Here is a 20,084-nt window from a genome sequence, read left to right as displayed (position 1 = left end):
CACGGGAGACTGTGTGGGAGAGTAGGTCACCGCCGCAATCAACATCGAGAAAGGCCCCCGACATCGTCGGGGGCCTTTCTCGCATTTCCAAGGGTTTCTCATTCGAGGCCCGGGAGTCCGTTCTTCGTGAAAAGGGCCCCGACAGTCGTCGGGGCCCTTTTCGTGTCTCCGGGGTTCAGTCGGTGCTGAGGACGGTCTTCCAGGCGGGGTCGGCGGTGAGGACGGTGAGGCGCTGGGTGGCGCGGGAGACGGCCACGTAGAGGGTGCGCAGGCCCATGGGGGACTGGGTGGCGACCTCTTCAGGGGCGACGATGACGGCGGCGTCGAACTCCAGGCCCTTGGCCTCCAGGACGTCGAGGAGCTGGACGCGGTCCGGGACGTCCCAGGGGGCCTGCGGCCAGCCGAGGGGGAGGATGACGCCGATGGTGCCCTCGACCTGGCCGAGGAGGTCGATGACCGCGTCGCGGGCGGCGTGGACGAAGGCCGGCCGCGCGGAGTCGGGGAGAAGGGCCACGGCGGCGTCGTGGCCGGTGGTGCGGACGGCGCGAGCCGGCACGGCGTCGGGGACGGCCTTGGCCAGCACCCGGGACGCCACCGCGGCGATCTCCACGGAGTTGCGGTAGTTGGTGGTGAGCTCGAAGGTGTGGAGGGGGCGGCGGTTCCTGCGGTTGCCGGAGATGCCCAGGGCGGCGGACATGGCCTGGCGGGAGGCCTCCAGGTCCTCCCACGCGGACTGGGCGGGGTCCTCGACCACGGTCCAGGTGGCCTGGCGGCCGCGGCGGCCGAGCATGCGCCACTGCATGGGGGAGAGGTCCTGGGCCTCGTCCACCACGACATGGCCGTAGTCGGTGGCGTCCTCGGCCTCGTCGTCGACCCGGCGGGCGCGTTCGGAGCGCTCGATGGAGGTGGTGAGCTCGCGGAACTCCGGCTCCCAGTCGGCGACCTCCTCGCCGGTGAGGATGTTGACGCCGTCCACGACGTACGGGTCGTCCTCGCGGACCTTGCGGGTGGGGCGCGGAGGGCGGCCCAGCAGGGAGTCGAGCTCGTCCAGCAGGGCGATGTCCTGGTAGGACCAGCCGTCCTCGTGGGCGAGGGAGCCGGCGAGCCGACCGGTCTGGGCGGGGGTGAGGTCGCGGCCGGCGGCGCGGCCCAGCCGGTCGGGGTCGGCGAGGGAGAGCAGCACCTCGGCGGGGGTGCGGATCGGCCACCAGGCGGCGAGGAAGCCGCCGATCTGGTCGCGGGCGTTGGCGGTGAACTCGCCGCGTTTGATGCCGGGGGCGTCGACGAGGCCGCCGATCTCGACGAAGCGCTCCCACAGGGCGTCCAGCAGGGCGTCGGCGGCCTTGCGGCGCCCGGTGTTGACGCTCCCCTGGACGCGCTGGTGGACCTGCCTGCGGAGCTTGTCGAGGCGGGAGCGGTCGAGCCTGACGACGACGCCGGCGTGCACGACGGTGAGCAGGTCGGGGGCGCCGGGCGGGTGGTCGGTGACGGCGCGGCGCAGGATCCGCGCCATGGAGCCGGAGCCCTTGACGCGGGTGAGCTCGGGGGAGTCGTGGCGGGTCGCGGTCGCCCCCGGCAGCAGGTCGCCGAGGGAGCGCAGCGCCGCGGAGCCCTCGCCGAGGGACGGCAGGACCCGCTCGATGTAGGCGGTGAACCGCTGGTTGGGGCCGACGATGAGCACGCCGCGGCCGCCGAACCTGCGCCGGTGCCGGAACAGCAGGTAGGCGACGCGGTGCAGGGCGACCGCGGTCTTGCCGGTGCCGGGGCCGCCCCGGACGACGACGGTGCCGTCGGCGGGCGCCCGGATGACCAGGTCCTGCTCGCGCTGGATGGTGGCGACGATGTCGCGCATGGCGCCTTCGCGGGTGCGGGCCAGCGAGGCGAGGAACGCGCCGTCGCCGACGACGGTGAGGTCGTCGACGAGGGCGGGCTGCAGCAGGTCGTCCTCCAGGTCGATGACCTTGTGGCCGCGGGAGTGCAGCACCCGGCGGCGGATGACGCCGCGCGGGTCCTCGGGGGTGGCCCGGTAGAAGGCCTCGGCGGCGGGCGCGCGCCAGTCGACGACCAGGGACTCGTGGTCGCGGGTGCGCACGCCGACCCGCCCGATGTAGAGCGGGCCGTGCTGCTCGGGACCGCCGGCACCACCGACCGCGCCGGGGGCGCTAGGACCGCCGGAGGCTCCAGGGGCGCCGAGAGCACCGGAGGTATCGGGGGCGCCAGGACCACCGGCCGCGCCGGAACCGCCGTCGGCTCCGGCGCCTTCCACGGCTCCAGCGGCGGTTCCGCCGTTCTCTGCGGCTCCGGCGGTACCGATGGAGGCTCCGGCGGTCCCGGCGGTCCCGTTGGAGGCCGTGGCCCCGTTGGAGGCGGTGCTTCCGGGGGCTCCGACGGTCCCGGGGGCTCCGGGGACCAGGTCGAGCCGCCCGAAGACCAGGCCGTCGTCTGCGACGTTGAGCGCCTGGGCGCGGAGGGCGGCCTGGTAGACCATGGCGTCACGGTCTACCAGGGAGCCCTTGGTCCCGGTCTGGGACTGGCGGAAGCCCTCCTGGAGCATCCGCTGGGCGTCCTCCCGCATCTCATCGAGCCGGACGTGGGCGGCGTCCACGAGGGACTGCTCGGCCGCGATCTCGGCCTCTTTGATCTGCAGGGCGTGAATGGCCTGCCCGGGCTGGGCGGACGACGGCATGGGGTTCTCCTTCTCGCAAGAGAAGAAGCTTATGCGGTCGTGACCTCCTCGGCCTCTCCGAAGGTCATGCCGAGGTGCTCGACGGTGGTGCTGGAGAGCGCGGGGACGCGGTGCAGCCCGAGCCTGCGCAGATCGTCCGCGGCGGGGTGGTCCCCGAGGGTGACGACCCCGCCGCCGGGGCGCATGCGGACTCCGGACGGGCGCATGGTCCAGGGCACGCGGCGGGTGACGCCGTCATAGCAGGAGTAGGCGTCGATCACCGGGGCCGCGCTGCCGTCGGGGATCGGCAGCCCGGGCTTGACGGACATCGCGGCGACGAGCTCCCCGTCCTGGTGGATGGCGCAGCGCTGGGGCCCGTCCCAGTCGATGGGCAGGTGGGTGAGGACCTTGGGGAACCCCCAGATCTGGCGGCCGGCCTGGAGGGTGAACTCGCCGTCGACGGGCAGCCAGTGGATGAAGGCGCCGATACCGGAGGAGTCGACGCTCCGGGGGTGGTGGACCAGGAAGGCGACGGCGAACTCGTGGTAAGGGCCGAGGTCGCCGTCGACGTACTCGATGAAGGCGAGCGAGCAGATCGTGTGGGAGGGCAGCGTCCGGACCACGTCCAGCCCGGAGTAGCCGATGATCGTCTGCGCGGTGCGGGCGGGGACGGGGAACATGGCCGAGGCCACCCGCGCGTGGCGGATCTCCACGGGCATCGTGACGGTCCGGTCGAGTACCTGGTGCATGGTTCTCCTCTTGTTCGGTCGGCTGCCCCGGAAGGAATTAGAACAGGTTCTAGACTGGTGTCTCAAGGGCGGCCTTGATCCGGTTCAGCGTGGCGCGCATGCCCTCCCGGTTCAGCGCCGCCCGCCGGTCCGCCCTGACCCCGGTGAAGACCCTCCCCATGAGGGACACGAGCCCAGCGGACCAGTGGTCGCGGCGGAGGTCGTGCCAGTACTCGGTGAGCCGGGTGGACCCGCCCACGGGTTCCACCCTGTACCCCCACAGGGCGACGTCCATGCCGAAGCTGTAGACCCGGAACGCGTGCGCCCGCTCCGGCACGTGGGCGGTGACCTCGCAGTTGGTGAACCAGACGAACGGGCCCCGCCGGTTGAAGCCGGTGAACCGGGAGCCCTCCTCGACGGGGGAGTCCCGCAGCCGGACGTGGAAGACCTCCGGCGACCACTCGGCGGCGCGGCGGGGATCCGACACCGCCGCGAAGACCTTCTCCGCGGGAGCGTCGATGAGGACGCTCTCCTCGGCCACCCACTCCCGTTCGGTGCTCTGCGTGCTTCCCATGGCACGATCCTCCCGCATTACCGTTGGAGGATGGACGACTACCTGAGCTGGCGCACCTGGGACGAAGCGGAACCGGAACTGCGGCGGGAGCTGCCGGAGCCGGCGCTGTCGGCCGTCCGGAGGGCCGCGGAGGCCGCGGCGCGCTGGCACGGGACGCAGACGCGGCCGACCGGGGCGCCCTACACCGAGCACCTGCTGGAGGCGCTGGAGGTCCTGGTGCGCGGGGCGGGGGAACGCGACCCGGACGTCCTGGCGGCGGCGCTGCTGCACGACGTGGTGGAGGACACCCCGGCGACGGTCGCCGACGTCGAGGCGGAGTTCGGCCCGGTCATCGCCGAGTACGTCGACTGGCTGACCAAGCCGCCCGTCCGCTCGAAGAAGGAGAAGCGCGCGGCCACGGTGGGTTACCTACGGCGTCTCAGGGACGCCCCGCCGCAGGTGGTCTCGATCAAGCTCGCGGACCGGGCGAGCAACGTGCAGACCCTCGACCGGATGCCGCCGGACTTCCAGCGCCGCTACTACACCGAGACCGTCGTGTACGTCATGCCGCTGGCCGAGGAGCATCCCTTCTTCGCCCCCTGGTTCGCCGGCTGGGCGCAGCGGTTCGCGCATCTGCGCTGAGCGTCCGGGCCGCCGCGGGCCCGCGGCCAGGGCCTCCAGGCGGGCGACGAAGGCGGGGCCGTGCTCGGCCCAGTCGAAGCGGGCACGGGCCGCTTCGTGGCCCCGGCGGGCCATCTCCGCGCGCTCGGAGGGGGCCTCCCGGAGCCGCAGGATCTCCCGGACAGCCGAGGCGGGGTCCCGGACGATCACGCCCGCGCCGGTCTCCTCGAGCAGGAAGGAGGAGGCGGGATCCGGGGAGGACACCACGGGCACGCCGTGGGCCATGTACTCCAGGACCTTCGTCGGAGGCCGCCCGTGCGGCTCGCGGGTCAGGGAGAGGCCGGCCGTCGCGCCGGAGACGATGCGCAGCGCCCGGTCGTTGGGCACGAACCCGTACCAGCGCAGGAAGCCCTCCCGCTGGGCGGCGCGCAGCATCGGGCGGACCCGCTCCTCGGCGGGGCCGATCAGTTCGGTGGCCAGCCCGTGCCGGGCGAGGGCGCGGGCCGTCTCGACGACCTCCTCGGCGCCTCCGCGCCGGGTCAGCCGGCCCAGGTGCACCACCCGGGGGTCGTCGGGCGCGCGAGCGGGCCGCCGGGGGACCGGGGTGAAGGTGGAGGCGTCCAGGCCGCGGGGGAGGCGCCGGGTGGGCGGGCCGTCCAGGACGACGGGCACCCGGCGGGGCGCGACGAGGCCGAGCTCCTGATCGTGCAGCAGCACCAGGTCGGTGTGCGGGGCCTGCTCGGCGAGTGCGCGCCGGGCGTGGCGCAGCGCGCGGAGGCGGTCGGACAGGCGGGGCAGGTCCACCGGGGTGAGCTCCTGCCAGGGAACGACGTGGTGCGCCCGGAACGGGGCGAGATAGGTGACGTGATGGCCGCCGTCGAGCAGGGCCCGGATCTGCCGATGCAGGATCCGGGCGTCCTCGGGATGGCGACCTACCGTGCAGACACAGACCCGCATACGACGACTCCGGAGTTCACAGGACATTCACCGGCATCTTGACCTGCGTGAATGTCCGAAGGGTGAACCCCGGAGGGACGTGGGCTGTCAGTCGAGGTAGCCCCAGAGCTTGCAGATCTCCTGCAGCTGGGGGTCGATCTCGTCGACGCCGGGCAGCGGGCGGGCCTTCTGCACCTGGCCGGACTTGATGTTGGCGCTCCAGTCGCCGAAGACCGGCTTGATCGGGCCGTGGTCCTGGGCGCCGTAGTCGAGCATGGACGGCTCCCACGGCACGTCCAGGTACTCGCAGATCCGCTTGGTCTGGACCTCGGGGTCGGCGGTGAGGTCCTCGTAGCGCACGGCGAGGCCCTTGAGGCGCTGCCGGGCCTGCTCCACGCCGTTGACGTAGTTGAAGACCTCCTTGACGACCGCGTCCTTCTCGGCGCCCTTGCGCCGGTTGAGGACGGACTCGACGACGGACTGCGGGTGCCGCTGCAGGAAGATGTAGCGGGCCTGGGGCCAGGCGGAGGAGATGCGGCGCCAGATCAGCGCGTTGGCCGGGGTCTTGTCGACCACGATGCGCTTGCCGCTGCGCTCGAGCTCGTGGTGCAGGACGCGGTCCCACAGAAGGTGCTCGAGCTCCTTGCGGCTGAGGCCCAGCGCCTCCATGATGCCCTCGGTGTACTCCCGGCTGGGCCGCACCTCGAGCGTCCGGAGGTGGAGCTCGTGCGGGGCGCGGATCTGGGAGTGGGAGTTCAGCAGCACGCGCAGCAGGGTGGAACCCGAGCGGACGGACGACAGAACGAAGACCGGAGACGGCACGAGCCGGTTGCCGCTGCTGCGGTCGGGCAGCAGGACCTTGCGCTTGGGCTTGACCCCGGGCGGCCTGAGGGCCTCGGCGAGGTGTTCGGTACGGCGGCGGATGGCCCGCTTGACTGCGGTGCTGCGCTGTGCTTCCTGCATCTCTCAAGTCCCGGGTAGGTGTGGCCTCGCGGGAGACGATAGCGACACATTGGACAAACTTGGACGAAAATGACTTAATGTTGCCGAATATTAATGGATAATCATGCAACCCAGATCCTAGTCCAGGGGTCGCCATGATCGTTTCAGATAGCGCTCGCCACGCTTGACCAGCGCCGGGCGGGCTTTGGCGAGGTCGCGCCTCTCCCCCGGGTCCTGGTTCAGGTTGTACAGCTCGTAGGTCCACTTCTTGCCCGGGGTGGAGTACTCGGTGCCGGGCGCGAAGCCGACCAGCTTCCATTCGCCGAACCGTACCGCCGCGGCGCAGCGCTTGCCCCTGCCCTGGTCCTCGGCCCGGTGGCTCCTGGTGGAGCCGGCGTGCAGCCGCAGCCAGTAGAGGTACTCGTGCTTGGGCGCGCCCCCGGCCCCCGTCCACACCTTCCGCAGGGAGAGGCCGTCGTTCTTCGGCGCCCTGATCCCCGCGAAGTCGGCGAAGGTCGCCATCAGGTCGTACTGGATCGTCGGATGGGTGGTGCGCTTCTTGGCGGTCTTGCGGAGCAGCTTGGGCGACCAGACGATGAACGGGACGCGGATGCCGCCCTCGTAGAGATTGCGCTTGACGCCCCGGTACGGGCCGTTGGAGTCGAAGAACCGGTGCTGGACCCCGTCCTCCTCGTGCGGACCGTTGTCCGAGGTGAAGACCACGATCGTGTTGTCGGCGAGGCCGAGTCTGCGCAGCTCGTCCAGCAGCGTCCCGACATAGGTGTCGAGTTGGGTGATCTGGGCGGCGTGCGCCTTGTCCTGGCGCCGCCAGTCCTTGGTGCGGTACTGCCCGAGCGCGCGCGTCACGGACGGGGCGTGCGGCAGCGGCAGGGTGAGCGTCAGCAGGAAGGGCTGGCCCTGCCGGTCGGCGTCGCGCAGGAACGCCAGCGCCCGCTGCATGATCAGGTCGGGCCCGTAGAGCGGCCCGGAGTCCCCCTTGTTGCCGGGGAGCGGGTAGTGCTGCCCGTTGTTCCACAGGAACTCCGGGTAGTACCGCTTGGCCATGTGGTGGGTCATGTACCCGAAGAAGTCGGTGAATCCGCGGGCGTTGGGGTTGGTGTTGTTGTTGCCCGAGTTCGGGCCGAAGCCCCACTTGCCGAACAGCCCGGTGCGGTAGCCGGCGGCCTGGAGCATCTCGCCGATCGTGGGCTCGTTCGCACCCAGGGGAATCTCGCCCGTCTTGGGCGGATTGCGGCGCACCGCGCTGTGGCCGGTGTGCAGGCCGGTGAGCAGGGACGCCCGGGAGGGGGCGCAGACCGGGGCGGGGGCGTAGGCGTCGGTGAAGCGCAGCCCCTCCTTGGCCATCCGGTCGATGCGCGGAGTCTTGATCTTCTTCTGGCCGTAGCAGCCGACCTCGCCGAAGCCCAGGTCGTCGGCGAGGATCAGCACGAAGTTGGGGCGCTTGGCGAGGTTGCCCGCCGGGCCGGCGGGCTTCGGCGCGGCGGCGACGACCGGCTCCCGCACCTCGGCCTGCGGGGACAGGGCGGGCAGGGCCTGCACGCCGGTGCCGCGGACGGACGGGGACCCGGTCGTGGAGCTGGGGCGGTTCGGCCATGCGGAGAAGGCTGCCGCACCGGCCGCCAAGAGGCCCGTGCTGAGCAGGAAGCGGCGCCTGTCAGACAAGTGATGACTCCTGGGGTTTGCGGGGGAACCGGAGGCAGCTTAGCGACAACTCACGGCACAAAGATTGTTAAACGGCATCGACAGCCTCCGTTGGTCCCCTGTTCACGCGCGAATGCCAGGTTGGAAGTCCACGACGCGATCCGACACTTTTAGGTGCGAATGACTGATCTGGCCTGGGCGGAGTCACCGCTCCAGCTCCTGTCGGCCCTGGAGGCCCGGCACGCCGGCCTCCTCGGCCCGGTCGAGGTGCGCGTGCGCCCAGGATCGGACGCGTTGCACGCTACCGCCCGAGAAGCGATCAGGTTGGGGTTGCCGCCGAAAACCACCCTGACCTTCACCGAGCGGATCGGGCGGACCGGCGCCGCCTGGGCGCTCGGCGACGCCTTCTCCGGCCGGGCGCAGGGCCGCATGCTGCTGAGCCGGGCGCCGGAGCGGATCGTCCTGCTGGACGACGGGCTCGCCACCCTCCACCTGCTCGGCCTGCTGTGCGGGCCGTGGAAGCAGCCGCTGCTGCGGGCCAGGGCCAGGCCGGGAGCGGTCAGGCGGGGCTTCTCCGCGCTGGCGGGGCACCGGCTGCGCGCGCTCGCCCGCCAGGGCCGGGTGACCGCCTTCACCGGGCTGCCCGTGCCCGCCCAGCTGCTCGCCCGGACCCGCCGGGTAGGCGTCCCGGTCATCTCCCACGAGTTCTCCTGGCTGCGCGCCCTGCCCGACGAGCCGCCGCCCGTGCGCCGGTGCGTGGTGCTGGGCACCTCCCTGGTCGCCAACGGCCTGGTCGACCGGGGCGCCTACCTGGGCTGGCTCGGCGGGATCACCGAGGAGGAGCCGGTGGCCTACTACCCGCACCGGCGGGAGTGCCCGCGGGTGCTGGCGCTGCTGCGCGAGGACCCCGCGGTCACCCTGGTCGAGCGGGACCTGCCGGTGGAGCTGAGCCTGCGCGGCCTCACCCCGGAGCACCGGGTGCTCAGCCTGCCCTCCACCGCCCTCACGTCGCTGCGCGTCCTGCACGGCCCCGGCCCCCGCATCGAGGGCGTCGGCGTTCCGGCGGCCTGGTGGACCGAACGGGCCGATCCCGCGCTGCGCACCCACCTCAGCGTCTCCGTCCTGGGCCCGGAGTTCGCTTGAGACTGCTCGCCGTCGCCGATTCCGACTCCTACCTCAAGTGGGCCGCCGCCCTGCTGCGCACCCTGCCCGGCGAGCACCGCCTGGTGGTGGTGCGCTCGCCGATCACGCCGTCGGCCGCGCAGCGCCGCGCCGCGGTCAGCGGAGGCCGGGACGACACACCGGCCCCCGAGGTGCTCACCGCCCGGCGGCTGCGGGCGCTGCTGCGCGGATACGACCCGGACGCCGTGCTGCTGGCCTGCACCGGCCCGGTCGTGCGGGCGCTGTCGCCCTGGGTGTCGCGGGACCGGCGCCGGGTCCTGCTGACCGGGCTGCCGGGGATCTCGGTGCCCGCCGGCGAGAAGGCCTGGCGGCTCCGCGCCGCCGCCGACCTGTTTGTCGTGCACAGCGGACGGGAGGCGGCCGAGTTCGGCCGGATCGCCCGGGACCTCGGCCTGCCGGGCCGCGTGGTGCGGGCCACGCTCCCGTTCCTGCACGACGCGGTCGGTCCAGGGGGCGACTCCCGGGACCGGATCGATCTGGGGGGCGACCCCCAGGCCCCCGAGGAGGGGTCCGGCCGATCCTCGCTTCGCTCCGGTCGTCCGGACCGGGTCGTCTTCGCCACCCAGGCCAAGGTTCCCGGGCTGCGGGAGGAGCGTGAGCGCGTTCTGTACGCGCTGGCCGGGCTGGCGCGGTCGCGGCCCGACCTGCGGGTGGTGGTGAAGCTGCGGGCCAGGGTCGGGGAGGAGCAGACCCACCGGGAGGAGCTGCACTACGAGACGCTGTGGCGGGAGCTGCCGGTCGAGCACGGGCTGCTGGGCTTCGACGCCGGGCCGATGCACGCCCAGCTCGCACGGGCCGCCGGGTTCGTGACGGTCAGCTCGACCGCCGCCCTGGAGGCGATCGCCGCGGACGTCCCGCTGCTGGTGCTCTCGGACTTCGGGGTGAACGCACAGATGATCAACCTGGTCTTCGAGGGCAGCGGGGTGCTCGGCACCCTGGAGGAGCTGGTCCAGGGGCGGTTCCGCCGCCCGGACGCGCGGTGGTGCGCGGAGAACTACTTCCACCCCGAGGCCGAGAACGACTGGGCGCGGGAGCTGGAGGCGCTGGTCGCGCGGGCGGAGAGCCTGCCGGAACCCGCCGGAGACCCCGGGGGGCGGTGGGCCAGGACCCGGGCCTCCCTGCGGGTGGAGCTGCCCCCCGCGGCCTACAGGGGCGCGCTGCGGCTGCGCCGGGCGCTGCGGTGAGCGGCCTTCAGATCCGGACGCCCAGCAGCTCCTCGAAGAGCTCCTGCCGGTAGACGCCCATCGCGGGCAGCACCTCGGCGCGCAGCTCCGGCGGCACCGACAGCATCGTGGCGCGGGCCCGCTCGACCAGCCTCACCCGCAGCGGCGGGCTGAGCCGCTCCCGGCGGACCAGGTGGTAGCCGATCATGGCGAAGTAGTTGCGGACCGCCTTGCCGGCGAACCGCTCGGCCTCCGGGTCGGCGGCCAGCTCGGCCAGCACCAGGTCGAAGGCGTCGAAGAAGTGCAGCTGGCGGGCGTCCCCGATCCGGGTGAGGGCGCCCTGCCGGTGGCGGCGGTAGAAGACGCCGTGCAGCGGGACCACCGCGTAGGAGGAGGCCCGGCGGTACAGCCGCCAGAACCAGGGCCGGTCCTCGGCGGTGTGCAGGCCGGGGACGAAGTCCAGCAGGCCCCGGTCGGCGAGCCGCCGGTGGTAGATCCCGGCCCACGAGTACGGGTAGTCGACCATGGAGGGCTGGCTGACCGGCAGGATGCCGGCCCGGGGGTCGAGCACCTCCCACAGCCTGCCCTCCGGAGTTCGGCGCGGCTGCCGCCGCCGTCCGGTCACCCGGATGTGGTCGGACATCACGAAGTCGCAGCCGAGCCCGGAGATCGCGTCGACCATCTCGGCCAGGTAGCCGGGCCTGATCCAGTCGTCGCCGTCGAGATAGGTCAGGTAGCGGCCCGAGGACTCGGCCAGGCCGGCGTTGCGGGCGGCCCCGGGCCCCAGGGCCGCCGTATGGCGGATCATCCGCAGCCCCGGGATCCCGGCCCCGGCCACCAGCTCGGCCGTCCGGTCGCGGGAGGCGTCGTCGACCACGAGGAACTCGAAGTCGGGGCGGGCGTTGCGGGCCAGACCGCGCAGCAGGTCGGGCACGTAGCGCTCCACGTCGCGGACCGGTATGACGACCGACAGGGTCGTCACCGGTCGCGGTCCAGCCCGGCGGCGTCGAACGCGCGGGCCGCGATCCTCCGCCTCCGGCTGCGCGGCGGCAGCGCCGCGGCGAGCAGGCCGCGCTTGGCGGGGGACAGCCCGCCGGGCAGGCCCAGCGCCGTCAGCCGGCGTTTCTTGAAGTACCGCGCCATCGGCTCTGAGGACGCGTGCTCGGAGAGGAACGCCGCGGCCTCCCCGCGCCGCTCGGGCAGGGAGGCGGCGCGCATCGCGTAAGCCACCGCCACGAGCAGCCGGTGGAGGTCGGACGTCCGGGACAGGAACGGCGTGCTGAGCGTCCCGTCCTCCGCCAGGTGCGGCAGCGTCGCGTCGATGATGGTCACCGGCACGCGGTTGCTGTTCTGGTAGGGGGACAGGCGCTGGAGCAGCAGGCCGGTGCCCACGGTGGCCGCCGGGACGCCGTGGTAACGGGAAGCGGTGACCAGCGCGGTGGAGAAGCAACCGACGATCAGTGATGGCCGAAGCGCTGAGCACCAGGTCTCTGCCGGTACCGCAGCGTCGAGGACCAGGAGCCGGGCGCCCAGCCTCGCCGCCTCGTGGGCCAGCTGGTCGGTCGTCCGTACCGGACTGGAGGGGTGGGGCTTGAACAGCACTGTCGTGTGCCCTCGGGCCACGACACCACGCAGCATCGCCACATGGAGTTCATCTTCCTCCTGCTCGCTCAGGATCTCCAGTGCCGCGAGGTACTGACCGACGACCAATGCGGCCCCTTCGAGCCCGTCAGCAGGGGGCCCCGGCCGGTTCAGCTTGTGGAGAACGGCCGAGAAGGCGTCGTCCGGGATGGTCTCGGAGGCCACTCCGTGCTCGCAGAGCAGCAGCGGGACGAGCCCCGGCACCAGGTCCGGGTGCAGCAGCCGGGTGATGCGGCTGCCGACCCCGTCGGGCAGCCCGTCCCGGGTCGGCCCGTAGCTCATCAGCCCGTCCGCGTAGACCGTGATCGCGGCCTCGGAGAAGATCGAGGTGAGCGCCCGTGCCGGGGAGGCGGCGATGGTCTCGACCGCCAGTTCCAGCGGCTCGCCGCCGAGGCCCCAGCGGTCGCGGAACAGCCGCTCCCAGATCATGAGCTCCTCGGTCCGCGGCATCCAGCCCGAGGGGTGCAGCGGGCTGATCTCGTCGTTCCAGGAGAGCACCTCGTCGAACCGGTCGCGTATCCCGGCGAACCCGGGGGACTCGGTGAGGTCGCGGCCCAGTTCGGGGATGGCGGTGTTGTCGCTGACCAGCAGCATGCGGCGGCGGCCCGGCGGGCCGAACCGCCCGGCGTCGATCGCGGCGGCGACGGTCACCGCGCCGAAGAGGGTCGAGGCGACGAAGATCTGAGTCACGGGGTGACCCCCAGCAGTTCGGTGAGGAGCCGTTCGCGTTCGGGGCCCAGCCCCGGCATCACCTCGGCCAGGTTCTCCGCCGGGAACGACGAGAACGCGGCGCGGGCCCGGGTCCGCAGCCGCCGCTGGAGCGGCGGGCTGAGCCGGTGGCGCTCGGTCAGGTGGAAGGCGATCATCGCGCAGTAGTTGCGGATGGCCTTGGTGCGGAAGCGCTCGCCCTCGGGGTCGCGGGCGAGCTCGCCCAGCACCAGGTCGAAGGCGTCGAAGAAGTGCAGCTGCCGCTCGTCACCGATCCTGGTGAGGGAGCCGGCGACCTCGCGCCGGTAGAACGGCCCCCACAGCGAGACGACCGCGTAGGACTCGGCCCGCAGGTGCAGCCGCCACGTCCAGGGGCGGTCCTCGCAGGTGAGGAGCCGCTCGTCGAAGAGCAGCACGCCCGACTCGTAGAGCTCCCGCCGGTAGGCCCCCGACCAGGCGTTCGGGTAGTCGACCATGGATCTGCCGTGGGCGGGCAGGATGCCGTCCCGGGGCTTGAGCGGGGTGTCGCGCAGGCCCATCGGGGCGCGGTCGGGCACCCGGCGTTTGCCGAAGACCTTGATGTGGTCGACCTTGACGTAGTCGCAGCCGAGCCGGTCCATGGCGGCGGCGAGCTCGCCGAAGTAGCCGGGCCGGACGTAGTCGTCGCCGTCCAGGAAGGTGAAGTACCGGCCGGAGGCGACGCGCATGCCCGCGTTCCGCGCCCCGCTGAGCCCGGCGGCCCGCTCGTGCCGGATCACCTGGGACCGCGGCAGCCTGGGCCGGAACCGCTCGACGAGTTCGGGAGTGCGGTCGGTGGAACCGTCGTCCACCAGGATGAACTCCACTTCCTCCGAGACGTTCCGGACCAGGCTGGTCAGCATGTCCCCGGCGTAACGCTCCACGTTCCGCATCGGGACGATGACCGAAAGAGCCGGAGAACTGGTCGGACGGCTCAAGAGGTGACCCGCCGCAGGCGCTCGCGGGGCTCGGCCTCTCCCGGGAAGACCCGCTTGACGCCGTCTCCGAGGGCGGACTCGATGACCCGGATGTCCCGGATGAGGTGCTGGAGGCCGGTCGGCTCCAGCGACGCCGCGTGGTCGGATCCCCACATGGTGCGGTCCAGCGTGATGTGGCGCTCGACCGCGCACGCGCCGAGGGTGACGGCCGCGAGGCTGATCTGCAGGCCCCGCTCGTGCCCGGAGTAGCCCACCGGGACGCCGTAGCGCTCGCGCAGGGTGTCGATGGTGCGGAGGTTGGCCTCCTCGGCCGGCAGCGGGTAGGTGGAGGTGGCGTGCAGGATCACCAGCCTCTCGGTGCCGAGGATCTCCACCGCCTCGTCGATCTCCTGCATCTCCGACATGCCGGTCGACAGGATGACGGGCTTGCCGGTGGCGGCCAGGGCCCGCAGCAGCTCCTTGTCGGTGATGGAGGCCGAGGCGACCTTGTGGGTCACGACGTCGAACTTCTCCAGGAACTCCGCGGACGGGACGTCCCACGGGGAGGCGAACCACTGCAGGCCGCGCCGGGCGCAGTACTCGTCGATCTCGGCGTACTGCCCCTCGTCGAACTCGACGCGGTGCTTGTACTCCAGGTAGGTCATCTCGCCCCACGGGGTGGAGCGCATCCTGCCCTGCTGCTCCGGCGGGACGCAGATCTCCGGGGTGCGCTTCTGGAACTTGACGGCGTCGCAGCCGGCGTTGGCGGCGACGTCGATGAGCTGGCGGGCGATCGACATGTCGCCGTTGTGGTTGATGCCGATCTCGCCGATCACGTAGACCGGCTGTCCGGCACCGACCAGGCGGTCGCCGATCTTCACAGAAGCGGACATATCACTTACCTTCGTTCGGAAGAGTCTTGCTCTGGAGAATGAGTTCGCACGCCTCGCGGACCGCGCCCCCGCCGCCCGGACGGCTGAGCACCAGCCGGGCCGCCGCGAGCACGTCCGGATGGGCGTGCGGCACCGCGATCGGCCACCCCACCAGGGCGAGGCAGCCGAGGTCGTTGACGTCGTTGCCGATGTAGGCGGTGCGGCGGGGGTCGTGCCCCGCCTCGCGCAGCCACCCGGCCAGCGCCGACGCCTTGTCGGAGAGCCCGTGCAGGACGGGGACCCCGAGCTTGCGGGCCCGCGCCGCGACCACGGGGTTGGTCTCGGTGGACAGGATGAGGACGGGAACGCCCGCCCTCCTGAGCAGGGCGACGCCCATGCCGTCCTCCCGGGAGACCGAGACCGACTCGGTGCCGTCCTGGTGCACCCGGGCCCGGTCGTCGGTGTGCACCCCGTCGAAGTCGGTGACCAGGACGTCCACGTCCAGCGGGTCCGGCCGGTCGGCCAGTGGCGCGAGGGCGCGGGCGACGGCCAGGTCCTCGGCCGTGTCGATCTCGACGGCGTGCACGGCGGGGACGGCGCGCGCCCCGATCCGCCCGAAGAACCGGTGCCCGTGCTCCAGCAGCCCCTCGGTGCGCATCACGTAGAACGCGCCGGTCTCCCGGTAGTGGGGGGCCCGGTCCTGGCGGCGGGGCCGGAAGGAGGCGCTGTGGCCCACTCCCGCCAGGCCGTCGCCGCCCCGGGTCCACTGGAACTCGTGGGACTCCAGCGCGGAGAACACCACGTCGGACTTCCCGTCGAGCACCTCCAGGACGGCGGCGTCGAGGTCGGCGGGGTCGATGAACGGCGAGGTGCACTGGAGGAACACCGTCGCCTCGGGGCGGCCGGAGAGCAGCCCGAGCGCGTGCAGCAGCGCGGACTCGGAGGTCGCGGTGTCGCCGCTGAGCTCCGCAGGCCGCATCACGATCCGCGCCCCGGCGTCCCCGGCGGCGGAGGCGATCCCCGGGTCGTCGGTGGAGACGACGACCTCCTCGACGGTCCGGGACCGCCGCGCCGCGCGCACGGCCCGCGCCACGAGGGGGAGGCCGCCCACTTCGGCCAGGTTCTTGCCGGGGACTCCCTTGGAGCCGCCCCGGGCGGGGATCACACAGACGACACGCACACGACTACCTCGTGGTCCATCACCGGCTGGTCCGGGCGGAGGACTCCAAGCTAGGGACCCGGGGTGGCCCGGTGCGCACGCTCAGGTGAACGGCGGGCGGCGCTCGTATAGATGGACGGAACCGCCCTTGAACAGCCAGCGGCCGGTCCGCGCCCATTCGGCGTCGTTGTCGCGGATCAGTGACTCCTTGGCCGCGTCGGAGTCGGTGAAGAGGCTGGCGGCGGGCTTGCGCGAGTAGTCGACGTAGAAGAGGCGGCGGACGTCCCGGAGCCTTTCCCCGAACCGTTCGGCGGGCGCCTCCCGTCCGTCCAGCCCTTCGTCCGGGCGGTCGGCGAGGACGTCGGACAGGCCCGTGTAGGCGTCCGGGTAGGCCGACATGACGCGCCGGGAGTCGGTGTAGTGGAAGACGAGGGCGTCCCCGGGAGCGCTCTCGGTCTCGATGATCCGGGCCAGCGTCCGCAGGTCGTCGGCCCGCTCGGAGGGCAGCCGCATCTGCTGGTGCGCGGGGAGGGCGAGGAGCGCCGCGGTGAGCAGCACCGGCACGCCCGCCGACCAGCGCAGCCGGTCCAGGCCCGCGGCGGTGAGCAGTGCCACGGCCGGGACGCAGAACAGCACGTAGCGGAACACGTAGAAGGGGTCCCACAGTGAGGCCACGAGCAGGATGAGCGGCGGGAGGACCGTCCAGGGGGCCGCCGTCCGCCACAGTGCCGCGTTGCGCCCGAGCAGGATGAGCACCACGCAGAGGGCGAAGAAGGCGGGTGTTCCGGCGAGGTCGTCGAGCATGCGGGTGACGACCACGGCGTCGGGCGGCTCGATCCAGCCCACCTGGCCGCTCTGCGGCAGGGCGACCGCGGCCAGGACCGCGCAGGGCGCCAGCGCCGCGCTGGTGGCGGAGGCCCAGCGCAGCAGCAGGCCGCGGTCCCGGCGCAGCAGGACGGTGACGAGGTGGGCGGGCACCAGCAGCAGGGTGAACAGGTGCAGCAGTCCGAGGAGCGCGATCGTCACGCCGTACCAGGTGAAGGTCCGCCGCTCCCGCAGCGCCAGGACCAGCAGCAGGGTGGCCAGCACGGCCAGGCCGGAGACGAGCGTGTACTGCCGGGCCTCCTGGGCGTAGCGGCTCATCGCGGGGGAGATCGCCACCAGGAGCCCGGCGAACAGCCCGACCCTGGCGCCGCCCAGCCTGCGGCCGAGTTCGGCGGTGGCGCCCGCCGCCAGGACCGCGCCGATCACCGAGGGCGCCCGCAGGGCCGTCTCGCCGTCGCCGAACAGGGCGACGAACCCCTTCATGAGCAGGTAGTAGAGCCCGTGGACCGCGTCGATCTCACCCAGCACCGGGAAGAGGGAGCCCAGGGGGCGCCGCGCCATTCCCGCGGTGACCGCCTCGTCGCGCCAGAGCGCCGGCCCGTCCAGCCCGCAGGCGGTGATCACGAGGGCGAGGAGGGCGGGGACCAGGACTGTCGGAGCCGGGATACGGTGTCCGAGAACCGGCATCGACGGCAAATTAGGCACGTCGGACCCTACCGCCGGGATTAGGTGGTGATCACCTTGGTGGGAACCCTTCGCTAATCTCCGTGGGTGGGGCTAATGTGCTCATGCTCCCGTGTGACAGGAAATCTCGCGTGCCCCAGCCCAAAGTCAGCGTGATCGTTCCGGTGTACAACTGCCGGACGACGCTACGACGCTGCGTCGACTCGGTGCTCGGCCAGACCCTGCCCGGAGTGGAACTCATCTGCGTGGACGACGGGTCGACCGACGGCAGCCGGGCCCTGCTCGCCTCCTACGACGACCCGCGGCTCACCGTCAGGTACCAGCCCAACTCCGGCGGTCCCGGTGCCCCCCGCAACGTCGGACTGACCCTGGCCGCCGGGGAGTTCGTGCAGTTCCTCGACGCCGACGACTGGCTCGACCCCCGGGCCCTGGAGCTCATGGTCGCGATGGCCGAGGAGAACGGCACCGACATCGTGATCGGCAAGTACGTCGGGGTGGGGCGGAACGTCCCCAAGCGGCTGTTCCGCAAGAACGTCGCGCGCACCACCGTCCACGACAGCCCGCCGGACCTGTACGCCACCCTCGCGCCGCTGAAGCTGTTCCGGCGCGAACTGATCAAGGACCTGCGGTTCGCCGAGGGGCTGCTCTCCCACGAGGACCAGGAGTTCACGGCCAAGGCCTACTTCCGGGCCGGCGGCGTGAGCGTCCTGGCCGACCACGACTGCTACTTCTGGGTGGAGCGCGAGGACGGCACCAGCGTCATGCAGCAGGGCGGCGCGCCCGACCTCGACTTCTTCCCCGCCATCGGCCGCGTGATGCGGGTGGTGGAGGAGAACACCGAGCCGGGCCCGGCCCGCGACCGCATGCTGCGCCGCAACTTCCGCGAGGAGATCATGCCGCGGTTCGGCGCCGCCTACCTGGCCGCCGACGCCGAGGCCCGCGCGGTCACCGAGGAGGGGGCGCTCCGGCTCATCCGCGCCCACCTCACCCCGGGGATCACCGCGTCGATGGCGCCCTTCTTCCGGCAGGTGGCGCACTGCCTGGAGCACGGCCTCCACCGGCTGCTGCCGGAGATCGTCCGCTACCGGCTGTCGGACCGGACCCCGGCGCTGCTGGCGAAGGACGGGCTGATCTACGAGGTCGCCCCGGGCTTCGGGGAGCTGCCGGACTCCTGCTACGACGTCACCTCCCGGCTGCCCTTCCGGTGCGAGCTGAACCGATTGTCCTGGGACGGCGGCGTCCTGAGGGTCGAGGTGAAGGCGGAACTGCCCGGCGGGGAGTTCTCCGACCCGGTCCTGGTGCTGCGCAGCAGGGGGGAGTCGAAGCGGACGCACACCGTCCCGCTGCTCGGCGACCGCCGGGAGCGCGTCGCCGAACTGGACGTCGCCGCGCTCCGCCCGGCCAAGGGCCGCTGGGACGTGTCGGTCGAGGCCCGGCTCGGCCAGGTGCCGATCTCCACGCGGCTGGCCGTCGGCCCGGTGGACCTTCCCGGTCCCGCCTTCCTCCCGGTGGAGGGCGGGCGGCCGCTGGCGCGGCTGTACGCCACCGACTTCGGGAACCTGAGCCTGGAGGCCGGAGCCTCGGACGCCGCGCCCGACCAGCCGGCTTCGGCCGTGGTGGCGGGCGGCCGGCTGGAGGTCTCCGGACGGCTCCCGCTCGGCGGCGGGCTGGGCCTGCGGGTGCTGGCCCGACAGCGCGGAGAGGACCGGGTCGAGACCGCCGACGCGGCGCTCGACGGCGCGTCCTTCACCGCGCGGCTGCCGCTGCGGGACTGGGCCCCGGGGACCATCTGGCGGCTGGAGTACGAGATCGTCGACCGGGACGGCACGGTTTCCGGCGTGTTCACGCCCCGCGACCTCACCGGAGGGCGGGTCGGCCTGCGCCGGACCGCCAAGCCCTACACGACCACCAAGGGCAGCCTGGCGGTCCAGATCGGCGAACGGTCCCTGTACCTGGCGGTCCCGTCGCTGCTGGGCGGTCTGGCGCGCCGGGTCCTGCGGCCGTCCCGGATCACTCCCGCGCGTACAGCGCGAGGTACCCGCCCTTGAACCGCCAGCCCCTCACCTTGGTGAAGGACTCGCGCAGCACCAGCACCCGGGACTCGTCCACCGGATAGGCGGGGGAGCGGGGATCGGGGTCCTTGCTCACCAGCCAGACCCGCCCGGTCCCGGCCAGCCGCCGGGCGAACACGGCCGGGCCGGTGAGGGCGCCCGCCAGATTGCCCGCCTCGGGCCCGCCGCGCTCCAGCGCCAGGTCGTTCAGGCGGGCGAAGGTCCGCGGATAGGCGCCCATGATCGTCCGCTGCTCGCTCACCCGGAACAGCAGGCCGTCCCCGGGCCGCTCGTGCCTTTTGATGATCTTCCGCAGCCGGCGCAGGTCGTCGGCGCGGTCGTCCACCGCGTGCTGCTGCAGGTGCGTCGGCGCCATCCCGGCGACCAGCGCGGCGGCGCCCGCCCAGGCGAGCACGGCGGGAAGGGACTCCAGCCCCGCCGCCACCAGCAGCGCCGCCGCCGGGGCGGCGAAGAGCACGTAGCGCGGGGTGTAGACGGGGCTGATCAGGGAGACGCCCACCAGCAGCGCCGGCGGCAGCAGCAGCCACGGCACCGCCACCGGTCGCAGAGCGGGCCGCCGCCAGGCCCCCAGCGCGGCCAGGCCGAGGAAGGGGAGCGCCGTCAGGGCGCCCCCGGAGAGGAGCGCGGCCAACTCGGGCACGGCCTGCGGGCCGGGCCGGTCCAGCCAGGAGATCTGGACGCTCCGCTGGGTCGAGGCGACCGCCAGCAGGGGAAGCAGGCAGCAGACCGCCGCCCC

16 protein-coding genes and 1 pseudogene are annotated in these 20,084 nt (G+C 72.8%); 4 read left to right on the top strand and 13 right to left on the bottom strand.

Annotated features, from left to right (window positions below; genetic code table 11):
* Window positions 1-175: 175 nt before the first annotated feature.
* The 3 genes from ABD327_RS27205 to ABD327_RS27195 are packed head-to-tail and all read right to left on the bottom strand — an operon-like array spanning window position 176 to window position 3,967.
* Complete coding sequence (locus tag ABD327_RS27205) at window positions 176-2,686, bottom strand: HelD family protein (RefSeq protein WP_344454206.1); 2,511 nt, start codon at window positions 2,684-2,686, stop codon at window positions 176-178.
* 29 nt (window positions 2,687-2,715) lie between these two features.
* Window positions 2,716-3,414: an acetoacetate decarboxylase family protein gene (locus ABD327_RS27200; protein ID WP_344454204.1), complete on the bottom strand. Its 699-nt coding sequence runs from the start codon at window positions 3,412-3,414 to the stop codon at window positions 2,716-2,718.
* A 49-nt stretch (window positions 3,415-3,463) separates the two neighbouring features.
* Window positions 3,464-3,967, bottom strand: coding sequence for an SRPBCC family protein (locus tag ABD327_RS27195; RefSeq protein WP_344454202.1), 504 nt, complete (start codon window positions 3,965-3,967; stop codon window positions 3,464-3,466).
* Window positions 3,968-3,997: 30 nt separating this feature from the next.
* Here ABD327_RS27195 and ABD327_RS27190 point away from each other — a divergent pair, with 30 nt between their 5' ends.
* Window positions 3,998-4,588, top strand: coding sequence for an HD domain-containing protein (locus ABD327_RS27190; protein ID WP_344454200.1), 591 nt, complete (start codon window positions 3,998-4,000; stop codon window positions 4,586-4,588).
* 78 nt (window positions 4,589-4,666) lie between these two features.
* Here ABD327_RS27190 and ABD327_RS27185 read toward each other — a convergent pair.
* From ABD327_RS27185 to ABD327_RS27175, 3 genes and pseudogenes are all read right to left on the bottom strand, one after another.
* Window positions 4,667-5,524: pseudogene (locus tag ABD327_RS27185) on the bottom strand (glycosyltransferase family protein); the annotation flags it as partial.
* An 87-nt stretch (window positions 5,525-5,611) separates the two neighbouring features.
* Window positions 5,612-6,466, bottom strand: a complete 855-nt coding sequence (locus ABD327_RS27180; RefSeq protein WP_344454198.1) for a sulfotransferase family protein — start codon at window positions 6,464-6,466, stop codon at window positions 5,612-5,614.
* A 117-nt stretch (window positions 6,467-6,583) separates the two neighbouring features.
* Window positions 6,584-8,128, bottom strand: coding sequence for an arylsulfatase (locus tag ABD327_RS27175; RefSeq protein WP_344454195.1), 1,545 nt, complete (start codon window positions 8,126-8,128; stop codon window positions 6,584-6,586).
* Window positions 8,129-8,287: 159 nt separating this feature from the next.
* Here ABD327_RS27175 and ABD327_RS27170 point away from each other — a divergent pair, with 159 nt between their 5' ends.
* Window positions 8,288-9,250, top strand: a complete 963-nt coding sequence (locus tag ABD327_RS27170) for a hypothetical protein (protein WP_344454193.1) — start codon at window positions 8,288-8,290, stop codon at window positions 9,248-9,250.
* Window positions 9,247-10,473: a DUF6716 putative glycosyltransferase gene (locus ABD327_RS27165; RefSeq protein ID WP_344454190.1), complete on the top strand. Its 1,227-nt coding sequence runs from the start codon at window positions 9,247-9,249 to the stop codon at window positions 10,471-10,473. Before ABD327_RS27170 ends, ABD327_RS27165 begins: the two co-directional genes overlap by 4 nt.
* A 7-nt stretch (window positions 10,474-10,480) precedes the next feature.
* On the opposite strand, the gene ABD327_RS27160 is transcribed toward ABD327_RS27165, so the two are convergent.
* The 6 genes from ABD327_RS27160 to ABD327_RS27135 form a co-directional block, all read right to left on the bottom strand.
* Entirely contained in the window at window positions 10,481-11,434 is a 954-nt protein-coding gene (locus ABD327_RS27160; protein ID WP_344454187.1) for a glycosyltransferase family 2 protein, read from the bottom strand.
* On the bottom strand, window positions 11,431-12,783 hold the full coding sequence (locus ABD327_RS27155) for a polysialyltransferase family glycosyltransferase (RefSeq protein ID WP_344454185.1): 1,353 nt from the start codon (window positions 12,781-12,783) through the stop codon (window positions 11,431-11,433). Before ABD327_RS27155 ends, ABD327_RS27160 begins: the two co-directional genes overlap by 4 nt.
* Window positions 12,780-13,757: a glycosyltransferase family 2 protein gene (locus ABD327_RS27150; protein ID WP_344454183.1), complete on the bottom strand. Its 978-nt coding sequence runs from the start codon at window positions 13,755-13,757 to the stop codon at window positions 12,780-12,782. Before ABD327_RS27150 ends, ABD327_RS27155 begins: the two co-directional genes overlap by 4 nt.
* Window positions 13,754-14,629, bottom strand: a complete 876-nt coding sequence (locus ABD327_RS27145) for an N-acetylneuraminate synthase family protein (RefSeq protein WP_344454181.1) — start codon at window positions 14,627-14,629, stop codon at window positions 13,754-13,756. The genes ABD327_RS27150 and ABD327_RS27145 overlap by 4 nt, the downstream gene beginning before the upstream one ends.
* Window position 14,630: 1 nt before the next feature.
* Entirely contained in the window at window positions 14,631-15,788 is a 1,158-nt protein-coding gene (locus ABD327_RS27140; RefSeq protein WP_344454179.1) for a cytidylyltransferase domain-containing protein, read from the bottom strand.
* Between the two features lie 81 nt (window positions 15,789-15,869).
* Window positions 15,870-17,279, bottom strand: a complete 1,410-nt coding sequence (locus ABD327_RS27135; protein WP_344454176.1) for a glycosyltransferase family 39 protein — start codon at window positions 17,277-17,279, stop codon at window positions 15,870-15,872.
* 128 nt (window positions 17,280-17,407) lie between these two features.
* On the opposite strand from ABD327_RS27135, the gene ABD327_RS27130 reads away from it, so the two are divergent.
* Window positions 17,408-19,324: a glycosyltransferase family 2 protein gene (locus ABD327_RS27130; protein ID WP_344454174.1), complete on the top strand. Its 1,917-nt coding sequence runs from the start codon at window positions 17,408-17,410 to the stop codon at window positions 19,322-19,324.
* On the opposite strand, the gene ABD327_RS27125 is transcribed toward ABD327_RS27130, so the two are convergent.
* Window positions 19,287-20,084 (bottom strand): hypothetical protein (locus ABD327_RS27125; protein ID WP_344454172.1); only part of this gene is annotated, 798 nt, incomplete at its 5' end. The two genes, ABD327_RS27130 and ABD327_RS27125, sit on opposite strands and share 38 nt — an antisense overlap.

Source organism: Actinocorallia aurantiaca (assembly GCF_039533685.1).
GTDB lineage: Bacteria > Actinomycetota > Actinomycetes > Streptosporangiales > Streptosporangiaceae > Actinocorallia > Actinocorallia aurantiaca.
Note: the sequence above shows the minus strand (reverse complement) of the source record. Positions and strands in the feature narration are given on the sequence as shown.